Here is a 15,696-nt window from a genome sequence, read left to right on the forward strand (position 1 = left end):
GAGGAGATATTTGTGGAACATCTGGATAAGAAAATTGTTTCTTTGCTACATACGGTAACATCAGAAAATGCCGAAAATAATCCATCCTCAACTGAGGATGAAGCTTTGAGTCACGCACACGAGAAAGAACCGTTTGGGCAGCCTTTACAAACATTCATGCAACTTGATGGAGAAAGTCTGATTTTTGCTCAGCGGTATTTAGTGGATGAACGCATCAGTATAACAATGCCAAAGAGCTTTCGGGATATGCCAATTGACGAGCAACTATTAAAATATCCTTCTCATCATCGCCCAGATTTTATTTTCACTAATGAGGCAGGCACGATTAACTTAACCTTCAAGCATACCGAAAGCCCGTTGCAAACAGAAGAGTTGGAGGACTTTACGGATGAGATGGCTCTGGTGGTAAAACAAACCCAGAAGTTGACCGAATGGTTTGGCCATGAAGTGTTGGAGATAGGAGAGAATCGAATAGGATACTGCGAATTCATGACGCCTGTCTGGAATAGCCGCATGTATAATTTATCCTTTTTCACAGTATTGGAAGGACGGGCGCTAATGTGCGCGTTTAACTGTACGGAAGAAGAAATGGTGACCTGGAAGCCCGTTGCCCGCAGTATGCTGCTAACGTTGAAAATCGAGTCTGATCGAAAGGAAAATAAACCCTTATGACATTAACTAACATTACATATGATCGGCTGCAAATTACGCCATTTGAATTGGTGAGTATTCAGGAATTGCGTATGACCAAGCGGTTGAATGAGCACACCCGGCTCTCTTTTACAGCTATTTTACCTGAAGAATTACAGGACAGTTATGTTCAATTGATCGAAGCCGATTCCCCGGTTTGTGTATCACAATTGGATGAGGCAGGAACACCAACACCGCTATTTAACGGAACGATACTTCATATGGAAGTCAAAGCTGTCCGAGATGTGTATTACTTGGAGGTCGAGGCTATATCACACACGTATAAACTGGATATTCGCAAAAAAGACAGGTCCTTTCAGGATAAAAATATGAAGGTAGAGGAATTGCTGCGGGCTGTAGGTAGGGATTATCCCGGTTTTGACATTATTGATTCGGCTACAGGGGGAGCAGCTTTAGGTCGCATAGCGGTCCAATATCGTGAAACAGATTGGGAGTTCCTCAAGCGGATCGCTTCGCGTTATCATACTTCACTCACGCCTGCCTCGGTGTTTGAAGTGCCGAAGTGTTATTTTGGTGTTGAGGAGACCCAGTCAGGACTTGATTTAACGAATTATCATTACACCGTCAGTAAACGAGTCGCGGATTATCGTTATTTTAACGGCAATGATACAGCACATGTAAACGAGCATGATTTTATTGATTATCTGGTTGAGGCGGAGCAAGTTTTGGAGTTAGGCAGCACCGTTACTTTTAAAGGTAAAAGCTTGTACGTGTACAAGGTAGATACTCACATGCAAAAGGGTGTGCTACAGCACGTGTATACCTTAACTTCTCACAAGGGGTTGAGGCACAAGGAAGTCTTTAACGAACAGCTTATTGGTCTGTCTTTACCAGGTAAAGTCATTCAGGTAGAGCGAGATCGTATCAAATTACATTTGAATATAGATGCCGTTCAAGACCCTACGAAAGCCCACTGGTTCACGTATGTTTCTCCTTATACTGCGGAAGGACATAGCGGATGGTACGTGATGCCTGAGTTGGGAGATACCGTGCTACTCTATTTCCCGGCCCATCGGGAAGAAGAAGGCATGGCAAGTACATCTTTGCGCCAAAAGAATCAGAGTATAGAGCAGCATGCGCTTGCTAATCCCGACATCAAATTATTTCGTACGGCCCACGGTAAGGAAATCAAATTAACTCCCGATGAAATTGTAATCACCAGTAAGGAGGGAGCTGTGTATATACAGTTAAATGAGAAAGATGGTATTCATATTGTAAGCGACAAACAGATTCATTTCTCAGCAGGAGGAAATATCTCCATTCATTCCGGCAGTAAAGTGAAAATCACGGCAGGGGATGAAATTCAAATGACGAGCAAAGGCAGCACCGTATCGCTGGGCGGAATGACAAATGTTCTGGGCAGTGAAGTGAAGACGAACTAAGAAAGGAATGAAAGGGGAAATAGAAGAATGGCAAATAAGTCTCATTCCGATAAGGAACCTATTCAAGCTGGACGGGGAAGTAAACAAGGATATGTTGTTGCTGGGGCGATCTTAAGCTGTAGCTTTGGTACGCAACCGACACGTCTCAAACGTCCGTTCAGTCACGGAGTATACGTAAAAGATAAAGCGCAAATGAACGTTGGAGATTACTTGCCAGGAACCAATATCAGCAATTTCGGTCGTTGCTCCTGTCCAGCTAATCCAGCAGTCAAAAGCAGTGACATGGTGGATATCTACGGGGTGAAAAAAGCGAACTGTGTTCCGGTCATCACCGGACCCTGGATCGGCGGCAAAAGTGATGTGCTAGTGGAAGGAGAACCAGCCTTGCTGGATCAATGTTCGAATGCGTGCCTATACGGGGGAATGATTCGGATTACAGACGATGGTCAGACGCTGGAGTAAGGAGGTACAAGTTGAATCACACACAAACGATGTTAACGTATACGGAGTTGGAATGTACAGGTCCATATCCTCTTCAAACGATAAACGAACTGCGTATTGAACGAAAATTAAATGATCATGCCCGGTTAAAGATCAGTGGATGGTTAGATGAAGAGCAGAGAGATCATTACATAGAACAGGATCAGGATAACGAACCGGTCATTATCCGTACCAAATCAGAAAATGGTCAGCCTGAACGCATTTTGTTCCATGGTTTACTGGTCCATGCAGAAACACGGATGGTGCGTGGCATCTATTATGTGGAGCTTGAGGCGGTATCTCATACGATTCAGTTGGATATCACACCTGTAACGCGTTCTTATCAGGATACCTTAATGCCCTACGGAAATTTGATCAAGCAAATCGTTCAAAATTACAATCAGGCCGATGTTATTGATAACATAACAGATAGTACTATCTTGCATGAATTTACTTTACAATATCGAGAGACGGATTGGGCCTTTCTCAAACGGATGGCTTCCCGGTTTGGAACGGTGTTGATCCCTGAGATCTCATTGAATGGACCTAAATTCTGGTTTGGTATGCCTGAGGGGCAGTACGTTGAGATGAAGCATCCGGTTTACCGTACTCGACGTAGTTTTGATCCGAAAAGGACAGCGGAATTCAGCTATATGATGGAGAGTGAAACGCTTGCCCGGCCCGGAGACCTCACGAATTGGAATGGTGAGCAATGGATGGTGGCAGAAGTCACTTCTGAATTGCGGAAAGGGTTGCTATTACACGAATATGAACTGGTTCACGAACAGGGAATTCAGCAAACAGAGATTTTGTGCCCCCACCTCACAGGAGCTTCACTCGAAGGACGTGTAATTGAAGCTGAATCAGGCCGAATCCGTGTTCATCTTACAGTGGATGAAAAACAAGATCGGGATAAGGCGTGGTGGTTTCCATATGCCAGTAGTTATACCGCCGAAGGACATAGCGGGTGGTACGTCATGCCGGAACGAGGAGATACAGTATCTGTCCGCTTCCCTACAGAGCAGGAGGCGGATGGATATGCGGCAAGTTCCATACGACAAGGGCGAAGCTCGTCACCCAAGCTCACTGATCCAGCTACCAAGTATTGGGGGACTCCTTATGGCAAGGACATCAAGCTGAGTACCAGTGAATTGAAGGTGACGGCTAAATCGGAACAGGTTCACATTTCAATGAATGGTTCAGGTATTCAGGTCGTCAGTGAACATGAATTGTCATTGTCGGCAGGCAAGACGCTCTCCTTGCATGCGGACGGGGAACTGAATATTCAAGCTACCGATGCTATTTATTTCAAAGCGGGCAGCAGCAGCTTGGTGTTGGATGGAGAAACGGATATACGGTCTGCTAAAGTACAGCTGGAAGGCACGGTTAAAAGACCGGTTTTTGTTGCTGATTTAGCACCGATTTGGGAGCCCCCATTAATGTCTGTGAAAGCTTATGCGGAGGCGCAAGCGGCGAAAAGTGCAGCAAACAGCAGTACAGGGGGAAGCTCCAATTCAAGCGTTACATCGAAAGATAAGGGAGCCGTTAAGTCAGCCGTAAACACTCCGAATTCACCGAAGGCTAGTCTACTCGATGGCGTATTGGGACTAGCCCAGAAAGTATGTGATGTGGCTGCGTCTATTCCTGTATTGGGTGCCATACCGAAAGCAGCAAGTCAAAAAATAGCTTCGATTCGTTCCGAAGTGGCTTCCTCAGGACCGTCATCCATAGTTAAATATGCGGCAGCAGGATTGTCCATGATTGCCAGCGTACCTTCCCATGGTTGGGGAGTGGTGTTGGGGAAGACCGCCAAGGTTGCTGCCCAAACCTTACATGCGCACGCGGAGGAACAGAGGGCTCGTGAACGGCATGCGACGATGAATTTTCTTGGTAAGGTATGGACGAGTGCCAGAGGGTATGGAGAAGTACAATCCATACATGACTTCATCAACTATGTAAAGGGAGTCAATCAGGCTTCCGTCCAAGCCTATAGCGAAGTACCTTCTGATATACGGGAACGATGGTATCAAAGAAATGTGGATCAACAGTTTGAGGATGCGCTGAATGCCTACCATAAAGATCCAGAACGTATGAATGATCTTATGGTTTTTATAAGACATCAAAACGAGAACAGACACCCTATTCCCTATTCTGGAGTGGAGTTTATCTCGCCGGAAGAGTATATTGAACCGGGTGAAGAGTTGGATCTTACAACTGAGCAGAAGAAATTTTTGGTGGACTATTTTAATTCCATTAAAGAGTATAGAAAAAAATATGGAACCGCTATCTATAAGGATAGTATATTTGATGAAGAATCACGTATTGAATCAATGCGAGAAAGTAATGAATCATTAGTAGCAGTAGGAGGAGCAATAAAGGACTCTGCTTATGAGAGTGCAGAGGCCATGGTAGAAAGGTTTCGAAATTTCCCTAATATAAATATCCCTCAAATGTGGGATGATTATGTAAACACATGGACAGGTTTAGGGAATGATATTGCCAAGACAGCATCTGACCCAGATGCTGCCTATGAAGAAATGAAAAACAACTCCAAAGAGGAAAATGCTCATTTGCTAGTAGGTACAGCATTTGCATTGGCCGTTGGAAGGAAAGGAAAAAATCATTCTAAAGATGACGGTGCTCCACCAGGAGGATCGCATAAGAAGGATGATCATTCTTCTGAGGGGACGGGTGAAAATAGATTACCTAATCGGACAATAGATAGCTTATATGAGAAAACTCAAAATGTTAGAGGCGATATTAACAGAAAAATAGAAAAAATAAGAAATTCCGACGAATACAAAAATCTATCAAAAACACAGAGAGATAAACTTGATAGAAAACTAAGAAAGTTAAGTAGTGGAAATGTCGCAGTGGCAGATGTAAGCATTCCTGGTATTAATAAAGAATTTCAAGCACACAGCCAGATTCATTCCTCTGATAGCGTTGGTAGTAATGTTGGAGATTTCAGTTATTCTAAAGTTGATAAGTCATTGGAAACCTATGTTGATGATGAATTTCCAAGATTTAATGACACGGAGGCAAAGATTCTTGAAGATATTGCTTCTCAAATAAAAGACCCTAATGTTAAAGGGCGAATAGATTTGTTTACAGAACTAGATGCATGTCAAAGTTGTTCAAATTTAATTATGGAATTTAGACGTAAGTTCCCAAATATTCAGTTAAATGTATATTCTAAAAATATGAGATAAGGACTGTTGATATGGACATGACAAGTTATGAATCAATAAAATCATCTATAGTGTTAGACTTTGAGGAATATATTGAAGAAGAAGGTTTAAATGTGGCGCAGGTTTCAGCAAAAACTTTAGAAGAAGATTGGAGAATAGTAAACGATAGTTTGTTTACTAAAACATTATATTTTGTTTCTATTGCAATAGAGAGTTTGAAATATAAAGAACTTGCTGATTTTATATATTCTAAACTGGATGGTTATTTGGAAAACACTAAATTTGAAGAGCACATAGATAAAAATGACATTGAAAAGCTGTTGCAAGACATTCAAATCTGTAAAAAATTAATTCATAATAAAGATGAATACAAAATCAGGGAAACAAGCGATTCTACTAAATCAAGAGTAGAATACATCTTAGGTTTGAAAGTTGATTAATTTTAGTGTTGTATAGGTGGTTGCAACGAACATCAATCATGTGGGGGCTACCCAGTGCCGAATGAATCCATCATTCAACTAATAACACAAATAACCCATGTAATACCCGTATAAAGATTTCTTCATTCGGTTGTACGCACATCAAATGCTTTAATTTTATAACCTAAATAACGCTATTTCGTTACATTGAACAGGTCGATTATGGTCAGATACCACCATAATCGACCTGTTTTTTGTTATGTTCGCTTTCTCACCGATTTTTCAAAACCATTCACAACTGTAAATTGCGTTTCCTGATGGATGTAGTGCTAGAAACATTGCACCTAAATTGCAGGATAGTTCGACCACTATATTGCGAGGCTGTATCTGAACCATTTTTACAAGGAAGCATGCAACGAATTTGACAGTAGTTACGATCTTTATTGTGTAAGGATAATCTGGTGACGACCAGTTGACATACAACAGGCAGGGTAACGTTTAAAGGCTAGCCACCAGCCCTCTAATTAAGCCCGAAATTCATGAAAAATTCGGGAGGGGGTGGCATATGAAAGGGGTAACGATATCCATAGACCGTATTGTCATTGACTTTACAGACGTGTACTGGGACTTCTTCAATGAGTTCCATAAACGAATCTGTCACTATTACGGGGTCAGGATGACGGTGGGGGATAGAGGATTTCAATACCGTATCAGAATCAACACAGGGGAACACTTCCTGCACATCTCCTATAAGTTGGTTTATGCTCCGAAAACTCCAAAGAACACGTTAAGAATTGAGGTCTACCCGAAGTCGCTTGTCTACTTCCGTCATTGGCTTGAACAAATCCGAGACTATGCCAACGAAATCTTGTTTGTACGTTGTGACGTTGCTTTCGACATCCCTGTTCCAATAAATGACCTGTTTACAATGTCAACGAAGGGTCGCAGGTTACGACCGTTCAAAGGAACTCGTTATTACAACGGCAAGCATCAGCGACAGGAAGATGGCTATTGTCGGGTATATGACAAGAAACGTCAGTTGTTGGAGACAGGGCGGCAGGAAATCAAAGGGGAGAGAACGAGGATAGAGATTGTATATGCACCGAAGGGAAAGATACAGCTTGCTTCGCTCGTTCAGTATCCGCCGCAGTTTAACAGTAAATATCTATGTGCTGTGCTGACGGACTTATCCAAGTTTGCCCCGAAGGTGGGGCGGCTTGTTCAGGAAATTCAGCAAGGAGAACTTCTACCGCAGAATACAACTCCTTATTACCGTAAACAAATTCAAGAACAGATGAGAACGCAGGATATACTAGACCTGAATGATCTGGCGGCGGAGCAATGGCAGGAGGCAATAACGCTCCCTTGTGCCATTCTATCCGGCAAGATTAGTCATCTTCCAGTACAAGAAGTTCGTTCAGGCTAATGTCAAGCGTCCGACAAATTTGTTCCAGTGTATCGAAGTATGCCGCATTGACCTTATCGGAGCATAGATGACTGATTGTATTAGGGCGAACATTCATTAGCCGAGCCAATTCCCTTTGAGACATTCCTTTTTCCTCAAGGATTGCTTTTAATCTAAGTCGTATCGGCATAAGATACTTGCTCCCTACCGTTTTTATCTATAACTATAAACCGTTACAGAGGTAAATTCAAAGAAAATAATTGAATGTATCTGTATTCCGATATATAATTTGAATAATATCGGAATAGCGTTACAAAAATCTCAATTAGCGTAACGGTGGGGGAGGAAACGAGATGAATGTCATCGGATATGTCCGAGTATCGACACAAGGACAAGCCAAAGACGGATACAGCTTATCGTATCAGCAGGACGAAATCCGTTCCTATTGTCAACGAACAGGGATGGAACTTACTTCACATCTTCACTGACGAAGGAATCAGTGGGGCGAAGATTGACGAAGAAGCCCTTGAGGTGGACAGAGTTGGCTTTCAGAGCCTGCTGACGGCTATTGCCGCCCAAAATGTGGATGCAGTTGTCGTACTCAATACAAGCCGTCTCTGGCAGTCTGACATCGTGAAAGTCCTCGTTCATCGAGAGTTCAAAAAGCATGGCGTGGATGTTCGTAGCATTGAACAACCGACTTACAGCATCTACAAGAAAGACCCATCCGATTTCTTAATCAATGGGCTTATGGAACTGCTTGACGCATACCAACGTCTTGAAATCTCGATGAAGTTAAGTCGAGGACGCAACAAGAAAGCACAGCAAGGTGGCTACGCAGGAGGTCGGGCGGCGTTCGGCTACAAAGCGAAGAAAGGTCAGAAGGCAATCGAAATAAATCTCGATGAAGCTACCGCTGTACAGCGATTGTTTGAACTCAAGGAGTTATTTCCTGACTGGTCATTATCTCAATTAGCGTATCAAATGAATGATGACGGCTTTACGACACAACAGGGCAAGAAGTTTACAAAGGTACAGATTAAACGTATCCTTGACCGCCGACCCTTGTACGAAGGTACTTATCTCTACGGTGGTATTGAAGCTAATGGGCTTCATCAAGCCATTATATAGGCGGTGGCGACATGGAGAAGATGGAGACCTACAATTGTTACGTCGAACAAGAAGACAGCTATTACAAGAAACTCGAAACGTTGGAACAATGCCAACATGCGCTATTTGACCATATCTACCGATATGGCGAAATTTTTGACAAGCTGATGGTAGAAGAAGTATTGTTAGCCATCCACCAACTGGAAGACAAGGAACTCTTACATTTGAAATTGGAAAAAGTATTTTTGGCTTTTGAAATGAAATAACTTGTGACTTTCAAGGCAAGGAATAGAGAGGCTTGCGTCCCATTGCGAACCGAACGGTTAACGCTTGAACTGAGGTTGCCCCTATTCTTTACCCATGTCACGACAGAATCCGTAATCAGAGGTGAAGTCTTTTGAGTCATTACAAGCAGTATCACATCTATGTCGGCTTAGACTTACATAAAGCCCATCATACCGCCGTTATCATCAATTGTTGGAATGAGCGGCTTGGCGAAATCCAGATTGAGAATAAACCGTCTGCATTCGATGACCTGATAAAGTTCGTCAAGAAGCATACAGCAAAAGGCTTGACCCCTGTTTATGGGTTGGAAGATACAGGTGGCAACGGCAGAACGTTAGCCGTCCACCTTGTCGAGAAGAAGCAAATCGTTAAGGAAGTCAATTCCGCCTTGTCTTACAGCGAACGAATGAGCCATGCGACTACGCAAAAGAGCGACAGTTGGGATGCTTTCTGTATCGCCAAGGTACTCCTTGCAAGGCTCGATGAACTGCCGAATGCGAATCCGCAAGACTTGTACTGGACATTAGGTCAATTGGTAGCAAGACGGAACGCTATCGTCAAACATGCCAGTAGCTTGAAGAATCAAATGCACCAACAATTAAGCTATCATTATCCGTCCTATAAGAAGTTCTTTTGTGACATCGACGGTAAAGCCGCCCTTGCTTTTTGGGAGAAGTATCCTGCACCACATCAGGCATTAATGGTGGGGCTAGATGAACTGGCGGAATATCTACGCCAAGCGAGTCATAACACCTGCTCGACCCGTAAGGCAGAAGAGATACTGGAATTGGTGAAGCAGGATGGTGAGACGAAGCGGAACTTCCAAGAACATAGAGACTTCCTCATCGTAACATGGTCAAGGACATGAGGAGAAGCCGAGAACTCATCAAGCAAATCGAGGAACAGCTTCGGCAGGTATTGGCACAGACCGATTACAAGCTAGAGACGATGGATGGAATCAGCACCGTTACAGCGGCGGAACTGATTGCCGAAATCGGAGACATCCGCCGCTTCTCTAATGCTGATAAGCTAGCCCGTTTTGCCGGAATCGCTCCTGTCCGCTTTAGTTCGGGCGGCAAGGGCAAAGACCAAGCCAGTGGACAAGGTAATCGTGTACTGAATGCCATCTTCCATAACCTAGCCGTTCAACAAATCCAAGTGGCTAAAGGGAAGAACAAGAGACAGCGTAATCCCTTGTTCTACGAGTTCTATCAACGGAAGCTAGCAGAAGGCAAGACCAAGAAGCAAGCCCTGATATGCATCATGAGAAGGCTCGTAAACATCATCTACAGCATGATGAAGAACAAGACAGAGTATCGGGCGGCAACTCTAACCGAGCGCCAAGCAAGCTGATATAATGGTGGTAATTGGAAATATCAATTGCCACCTTCTTTATTCCCCAGTTTAAGATTACAACTTAGGGGACGGGAAAAATTGGAACTGAACTCACAGAACCGTCTTTGCCGAAGGGGAGTAAACCTGAAGGAGATTATGGAGTAGGAGATTCTCATGGAATAAAGAAACAAAATGAAACAGCCGATTTCTTAGCTGATAAAGGCTATGATATTAAGATGCTGGATGAAATTGATGGTGGGAATGGTTATGGGAAAATAGAAGGCTCCAATCCAGATTTTCTAATTGAAGGGAACGTATTTGACTGTTATGCACCAAAAGCAGATGGAAAGGTACAGAGTATAATAAAAGAAGTAGCAGGAAAAACAAAGAAACAGTCAGGAAGAATTGTCCTAAACCTAGACGACTTTCCTGATGAAAAAGTTGCCGAAATCACTGAAACTATTTTAAGAAAAGCAAATCCGAATGGTGATTTAAAAAGACTGGAAGAATTGCTTATAGTGCAGGATGGCTCAATTACAAGATTATTTGGGGGGGAGAAGTGAAATGGACTGTGCACTATTTTTAGTTTCCAATTTGGATTATGAGGTATTAAAGAGAACAATTTATAAGATAGTGGGCGAGACAGTTACAGAAAACGTAACTTACTACGAAAATTATTCTCGCCTTAGTTGTAAATACTTCACAATGGATATTGAGACAGAAGATATTACTAGCATCGATTTTCTAAGAGAAGAGTATCAAATGGAAATTGACACGGAGATCGGAATTCAATTGTTCGGGAAAACATTTGAGGAAGGATTAGAAGTTTTGTTCCAAATTTTCAGTGGAATTTTGATTGCTTTTAATCCTGATATGGTGTTTGTCGAAAATGGTACAGATCAATTATTTAGAAAAGAAAATGATACTGTTATCATAAATACCGAACTAGATCAGCACCAGAAAAAGTATCTTTCAAGCACGTTAATTAATTTGTTAAGATTGCCATACCTTTATAAGGAGCTGTAAATCTGAAATAGGTTGTATAATACGGGTCTGTAAAGTTAGTAGCGGGGTCAGTTAATAATTTTGTCTAAACCAATTTACAACTCAACAACAAGATCGTACAATACAACCAACCAACAAACCAAACACTAAACAATTCAAACACTTGATAAACTTTCAAAAGCTCTTTCCCACTTGAACCATGAGTAGGAATCAGCTTTTTTTGCATGCCCAAAATCAAAGGAGGACGAAACGAATGGCAAAACGGGAACAGGTAGCAGAAGAACAGATGTATGAACAACAACCAGCACAGGAAGTAGAAAAGGAAATGCGGTCTATTGCACAAGCTCGCGCAGCATACGAACAACTTATGAATGAAATTCATAGTTACTGTCAGCAAGCAAGGGAATTACGAGAGCAGGCGGCAGAGTTGCGGCAATCAGGACGAACAGATTTTCAGGTTAGAGAAGAGATTCAGAAGTTGTTAGACCATGCGGAACATTTGAACGTGCTAGCAGATCAGATGGACGGACTACCACAGCAGCAAGCAGTTTAACTCATAGACAGGTTAGAGCGCGAATCCTGCTGAACAAGCTGGACATATTACCCGACGCAAACCCGCAGGACGTGTACTGGACGATTGGTCAACTGGTGACGAGAAGGAATGGCTTCATTAAGGCATTGATCTCCCTTAAAACCCAATTGCACATGCAGCTCAGTTACCACTATCCGAGTTAAAAGAAGTTCTTTAGCGAGCTGGACGGCAAATGTGCGCTTGCATTCTGGCACAAATACCCTTCCCCCTATTTGCTTAAAGGTGAAACGGTAGATTCACTGGTTCATTTTCTGAGGCAGACCAGCAATAATGCCTGTTCAACACGGAAAGCAGAGCAATTGTTAGCGTGGGTTCAGGCAGATGGCGACACAACCCGAACGTATCAGGAGCAGCGTGACTTCCTCATTCGTAGCCATGTCCGTGACATGCGGTTCAATAAGAAGGAAATCGACCGTGTGGAAGGCGAATTACATAGCATGATGCGACTACTTGATCTTCAACTGGAGACGATGCCGGGGATAGATTTGGTAACATCTTCGGCATTGGTGGCAGAAATAGGCGACATACACCGTTTCGCTAGTGCAGATAAGCTGGCACGCTTTGCTGGAATCGCCCCTGTGAAAATGGGTTCCGGCGGCAAGCACGTCAACCTGAAAAGCAGACAAGGTAATCGTGTACTGCACGGATTGTTTTACAATTTGGCAGTCCAGTAGGTACCAGTTTCAAAAGGGAGCAAAAAGCCACGCAATCCGCTCTTTTACGAATACTTCAACCGCAAGAAGGAAGAAGGCAAAACGCCAACGCAAGCCTTGGTATGTGTGATGCGGAGGTTAGTCAACATTATTTACGGCATGATGAAGAACAAAACAGCATTCCGTCTGCCTGAAAAAGTAGAAAAGCAAGCAAGCTAAAACTGGTGGTATTGCTAGTATTTCTAGCAACCACCGTTCCTTTTCAATAGTTTAGCTTTACAACATAGGGGAGGGGTAACGATGGCCCGAAACCTAGTGGGCTGAGCCGAATTTTAGCCCGAATTTCGATAAAAAATTAAAAAACTTGCTCAAGATATCTATGAAACTTCAAGGGATTTAGGTGTTCCAGTTAAAAAAGGGGATGAAGAAGGGATGAAAGAGTTTGTTTCCTCAATTGTAAATGACTCAAAAAATCTCGCTAATTCGAAACCTTTTGAATGGAATACAATCGAGTCTGTAGATGCTTTTGTTAAGGGCGATGCAGTTGTTTTAGTTAATCGACAAACAAACGAAATATTGACTTTCTTAAATAAAAAAGGAGATCGTTTATCAAGTAAGTTAAATCTGAATTAGATTTGATTGGAGAGTGAGGACGACTATGAATAACTATATAATATCTTTTACAAAAAAGTTTGATTATTTTTTCGAGCAAAAAGAAATCTCAAATATTATTTATTTACATGATGAGGATGATAATGAGAGATTAGACCATGTCCTTTTCCTTGAGAAAGATGATGGTAATGTTATAGGCTTATATATAAGAGGCATGAATCCGTTAATCTCAGTGAATAGAATTTACGATTTGGATGATTTTAATTTATTTGCAAGTTATGAAGGATTGGTTGAATCTAAGGAAAATATTAAACTCAGAATAGAGTATATATGTTTGTTTTTTAGCTCTGAATATAACGAACTATTAGGTTTTTATTTATCGAATAACGATGTATCCAGTTCCCTATTTATATTATTTTTACAAGATGAGATTGATGTGAAAAAGAATTATAGTAAGTCAGACGCTAGTAAGGTACTTAAAAATAAGTATTCGACTGAAGGTTATATAACTTACGAAAAAAAGAGTGAGAGTGACTGGAGAGAAATGAAAATAGAATGTCAACAGTAAACTAAACAAAGTTTTCAAATGTACTAGTCTCGATTTTTTTGGGTGGCTACATCAAACAGATTGATTATGGTCAGATACCACCATAATTGACCTATCTTCGCTTTCCCACATTATATAAGCTTAATTGCAGCAATGTATGTACATAGGACGATAGTTTAGGTGGACTACTGTTAATAAGTGGACGCTCTGAAACGAGAATCATTATGCTACATTTGCATACTGGTTCGGTGGTGACGGATTGTAATATTTAAAATATTGTATGGATTTTGACCATTCCATTTAAGCTTGATACAATAGGTTAAACTAAGTGGAGATACTTCAATATAGAATGGTGTGGTCTAAACTTGCAACATGAAAACGAACTTTTGGATGTATGGTTGTCTTTGTCTCACATCCATTCCACTTTAAATGATAAGTTAGAACAAGCTCTACTACAAAATTATGATTTATCCTTGAAGGAGTTTTATGTTTTGGGTTTTATATCCCATTCCGAGGAAAAAAAATTACGACTGCAGCAACTTCAAGAATTGGTGGGATTAAGTCAAAGTGCGACATCGAGACTCGTAGTGAGAATGGAAGCCAAAAACTGCGGGGCTTTACAAAGACATACATGCGAGGATGATCGCCGAGGTGTGTATACTCGGATTACGGAATTTGGTGAAAATAAATTCCAGCGTGCACTTCAAACCTTTAATCAGGTGTTACAATCAGAACTTCAGAAAGATGGAGTGAAGTCACAATTTCAAAATCTTACGCAAAAGCTGTTTTAGACTTGGATAGAAATGTTATAATTGGAAAGTAATCATTTACATGATTGCGCATGCATGTTTTCATCAGGCTTCCAACCATGTACGTATAGAAACGCCCTTCCAAAACTCCTCCTCATAAGGAGGAGTTTTATCATCTGGAACCGCCGCTACTCCTTTAATTAAGAAACAGAGGCCGTATTGCGCTTTTCCTTGGCATTGCCGCGGTCGCGACGACTCAGCAGAAATCCGACCAGAGATGCCGTGGATTGCTGGAAAATCATCCCGAGCACAACAGGCAGTGCTACCGGGGCCGGGAAATAGGTGATGGCAAGCACGGCTCCTGCGCTAATATTGCGCATGCCGCCGTTAAAGACAAGCGCCGTACGGTCTGCATTATTCCACCGCATCAGTCCTGATATCAGATAGCCGATTGCATATCCAGTGGAAGCAAGGACGACTATGGATAGGCATACTCCGACAAGCTTGAGATTGAAATCGACCAGATAAGGCGCGATGACAGATCCGTTAATCATTACGACAAGAGCCATAGCCAGCTTGGAGAACGGGCCCAGTCGAGGTCCCCATACCTGCTTGATCTTCCCTTTAGTCCATTCGTTCAACACCATGCCGATTAGCGAAGGAACGACAATCATCCAGAATAGGCTCTGCATCATCGCCCAGGTATCGAGCTGCACATCCGCTCCGATCAGCAGGGACATGATGCCCGGAACGGCAAATGGGGCCAAAATCGTATCAATTAAAATGATCGCCAATGTCAGCGCCGTATTGCCTTTATAGATGTTGACCCATACGAAGCTGGAAATGCCCGTAGGGATAGCCGCACCAAGAATAAGTCCAGTGATCGTATAAGGATCATTACTGAATGCCAGATGCCCCAGCATCATGGCAAGAAGCGGCATAGCCAGGTGAAGAATAAACAGACAGGCGATCAGCGGACCAGGATGCTTTATCACATGGACAAAATCCTTAAACCCCATACTGATGCTGCCCGCGAAGGTCATGAATGCAAACAGCCAGGGAGAGAGTTCAGTATATTGTGACAACGGCGTACCGATTAGGACGCCAATTAGAATGCTGATTGGTGTAATTAGCGGCATAGCTGCATTTAGTCTACGATTCAACGTGAGGAGCATACAAAACTTCCTTTTTTAACCTTAAGTATAGACCTTGCACCCCCG

15 protein-coding genes and 3 pseudogenes are annotated in these 15,696 nt (G+C 42.4%); 16 read left to right on the forward strand and 2 right to left on the reverse strand.

Going from position 1 to position 15,696, the window contains the following annotated elements:
* The first annotated feature begins 12 nt into the window (after positions 1-12).
* The 6 genes from NLX74_RS13315 to NLX74_RS13340 all read left to right on the forward strand — a co-directional run bounded on the left by NLX74_RS13315 (position 13) and on the right by NLX74_RS13340 (position 7,609).
* Positions 13-672 (forward strand): hypothetical protein, encoded by a 660-nt coding sequence (locus NLX74_RS13315; RefSeq protein ID WP_165178904.1) that lies wholly within the window; start codon positions 13-15, stop codon positions 670-672.
* On the forward strand, positions 669-2,093 hold the full coding sequence (locus NLX74_RS13320; RefSeq protein WP_254329016.1) for a phage baseplate assembly protein V: 1,425 nt from the start codon (positions 669-671) through the stop codon (positions 2,091-2,093). Before NLX74_RS13315 ends, NLX74_RS13320 begins: the two co-directional genes overlap by 4 nt.
* Before the next feature lie 27 nt (positions 2,094-2,120).
* Positions 2,121-2,555, forward strand: a complete 435-nt coding sequence (locus NLX74_RS13325; RefSeq protein ID WP_254329017.1) for a DUF4280 domain-containing protein — start codon at positions 2,121-2,123, stop codon at positions 2,553-2,555.
* An 11-nt stretch (positions 2,556-2,566) separates the two neighbouring features.
* Complete coding sequence (locus NLX74_RS13330) at positions 2,567-5,785, forward strand: deaminase domain-containing protein (RefSeq protein ID WP_254329018.1); 3,219 nt, start codon at positions 2,567-2,569, stop codon at positions 5,783-5,785.
* An 11-nt stretch (positions 5,786-5,796) separates the two neighbouring features.
* Positions 5,797-6,204 carry a hypothetical protein gene (locus tag NLX74_RS13335; RefSeq protein ID WP_254329019.1) on the forward strand — a complete coding sequence of 136 codons (408 nt, stop codon included), beginning with the start codon at positions 5,797-5,799 and terminating at the stop codon, positions 6,202-6,204.
* Between the two features lie 544 nt (positions 6,205-6,748).
* Complete coding sequence (locus NLX74_RS13340; protein ID WP_254329020.1) at positions 6,749-7,609, forward strand: replication initiation factor family protein; 861 nt, start codon at positions 6,749-6,751, stop codon at positions 7,607-7,609.
* On the opposite strand, the gene NLX74_RS13345 is transcribed toward NLX74_RS13340, so the two are convergent.
* Entirely contained in the window at positions 7,572-7,778 is a 207-nt protein-coding gene (locus NLX74_RS13345) for a helix-turn-helix domain-containing protein (RefSeq protein ID WP_082067121.1), read from the reverse strand. The two genes, NLX74_RS13340 and NLX74_RS13345, sit on opposite strands and share 38 nt — an antisense overlap.
* A gap of 163 nt (positions 7,779-7,941) precedes the next feature.
* Between NLX74_RS13345 and NLX74_RS13350 the strand changes: the two are divergent.
* The 10 genes and pseudogenes from NLX74_RS13350 (at position 7,942) to NLX74_RS13395 (ending at position 14,518) form a co-directional block, all read left to right on the forward strand.
* Positions 7,942-8,719: pseudogene (locus NLX74_RS13350) on the forward strand (recombinase family protein).
* 11 nt (positions 8,720-8,730) lie between these two features.
* The gene (locus tag NLX74_RS13355; RefSeq protein WP_254329021.1) at positions 8,731-8,964 is read left to right on the forward strand and encodes a hypothetical protein; all 234 of its coding nucleotides are present in this window, start codon (positions 8,731-8,733) and stop codon (positions 8,962-8,964) included.
* A gap of 131 nt (positions 8,965-9,095) precedes the next feature.
* Positions 9,096-10,336, forward strand: a pseudogene (locus NLX74_RS13360) (IS110 family RNA-guided transposase).
* A gap of 107 nt (positions 10,337-10,443) precedes the next feature.
* Positions 10,444-10,881, forward strand: coding sequence for a CdiA C-terminal domain-containing protein (locus NLX74_RS13365; protein WP_254329022.1), 438 nt, complete (start codon positions 10,444-10,446; stop codon positions 10,879-10,881).
* 1 nt (position 10,882) lies between these two features.
* Positions 10,883-11,344: a hypothetical protein gene (locus tag NLX74_RS13370; protein WP_254329023.1), complete on the forward strand. Its 462-nt coding sequence runs from the start codon at positions 10,883-10,885 to the stop codon at positions 11,342-11,344.
* Between the two features lie 232 nt (positions 11,345-11,576).
* Complete coding sequence (locus tag NLX74_RS13375; RefSeq protein ID WP_254329024.1) at positions 11,577-11,876, forward strand: hypothetical protein; 300 nt, start codon at positions 11,577-11,579, stop codon at positions 11,874-11,876.
* A 17-nt stretch (positions 11,877-11,893) separates the two neighbouring features.
* Positions 11,894-12,787: pseudogene (locus NLX74_RS13380) on the forward strand (transposase); the annotation flags it as partial.
* 213 nt (positions 12,788-13,000) lie between these two features.
* Entirely contained in the window at positions 13,001-13,201 is a 201-nt protein-coding gene (locus tag NLX74_RS13385) for a hypothetical protein (RefSeq protein WP_254329025.1), read from the forward strand.
* Positions 13,202-13,226: 25 nt separating this feature from the next.
* Entirely contained in the window at positions 13,227-13,748 is a 522-nt protein-coding gene (locus NLX74_RS13390) for a hypothetical protein (protein ID WP_254329026.1), read from the forward strand.
* A gap of 344 nt (positions 13,749-14,092) precedes the next feature.
* Positions 14,093-14,518 (forward strand): MarR family winged helix-turn-helix transcriptional regulator, encoded by a 426-nt coding sequence (locus NLX74_RS13395; protein WP_061831105.1) that lies wholly within the window; start codon positions 14,093-14,095, stop codon positions 14,516-14,518.
* A 158-nt stretch (positions 14,519-14,676) separates the two neighbouring features.
* On the opposite strand, the gene NLX74_RS13400 is transcribed toward NLX74_RS13395, so the two are convergent.
* The gene (locus tag NLX74_RS13400) at positions 14,677-15,651 is read right to left on the reverse strand and encodes a bile acid:sodium symporter family protein (protein ID WP_025719954.1); all 975 of its coding nucleotides are present in this window, start codon (positions 15,649-15,651) and stop codon (positions 14,677-14,679) included.
* Positions 15,652-15,696: the final 45 nt, after the last annotated feature.

Source organism: Paenibacillus sp. MZ03-122A (assembly GCF_024213325.1).
Taxonomy (GTDB): domain Bacteria; phylum Bacillota; class Bacilli; order Paenibacillales; family Paenibacillaceae; genus Paenibacillus; species Paenibacillus polymyxa_B.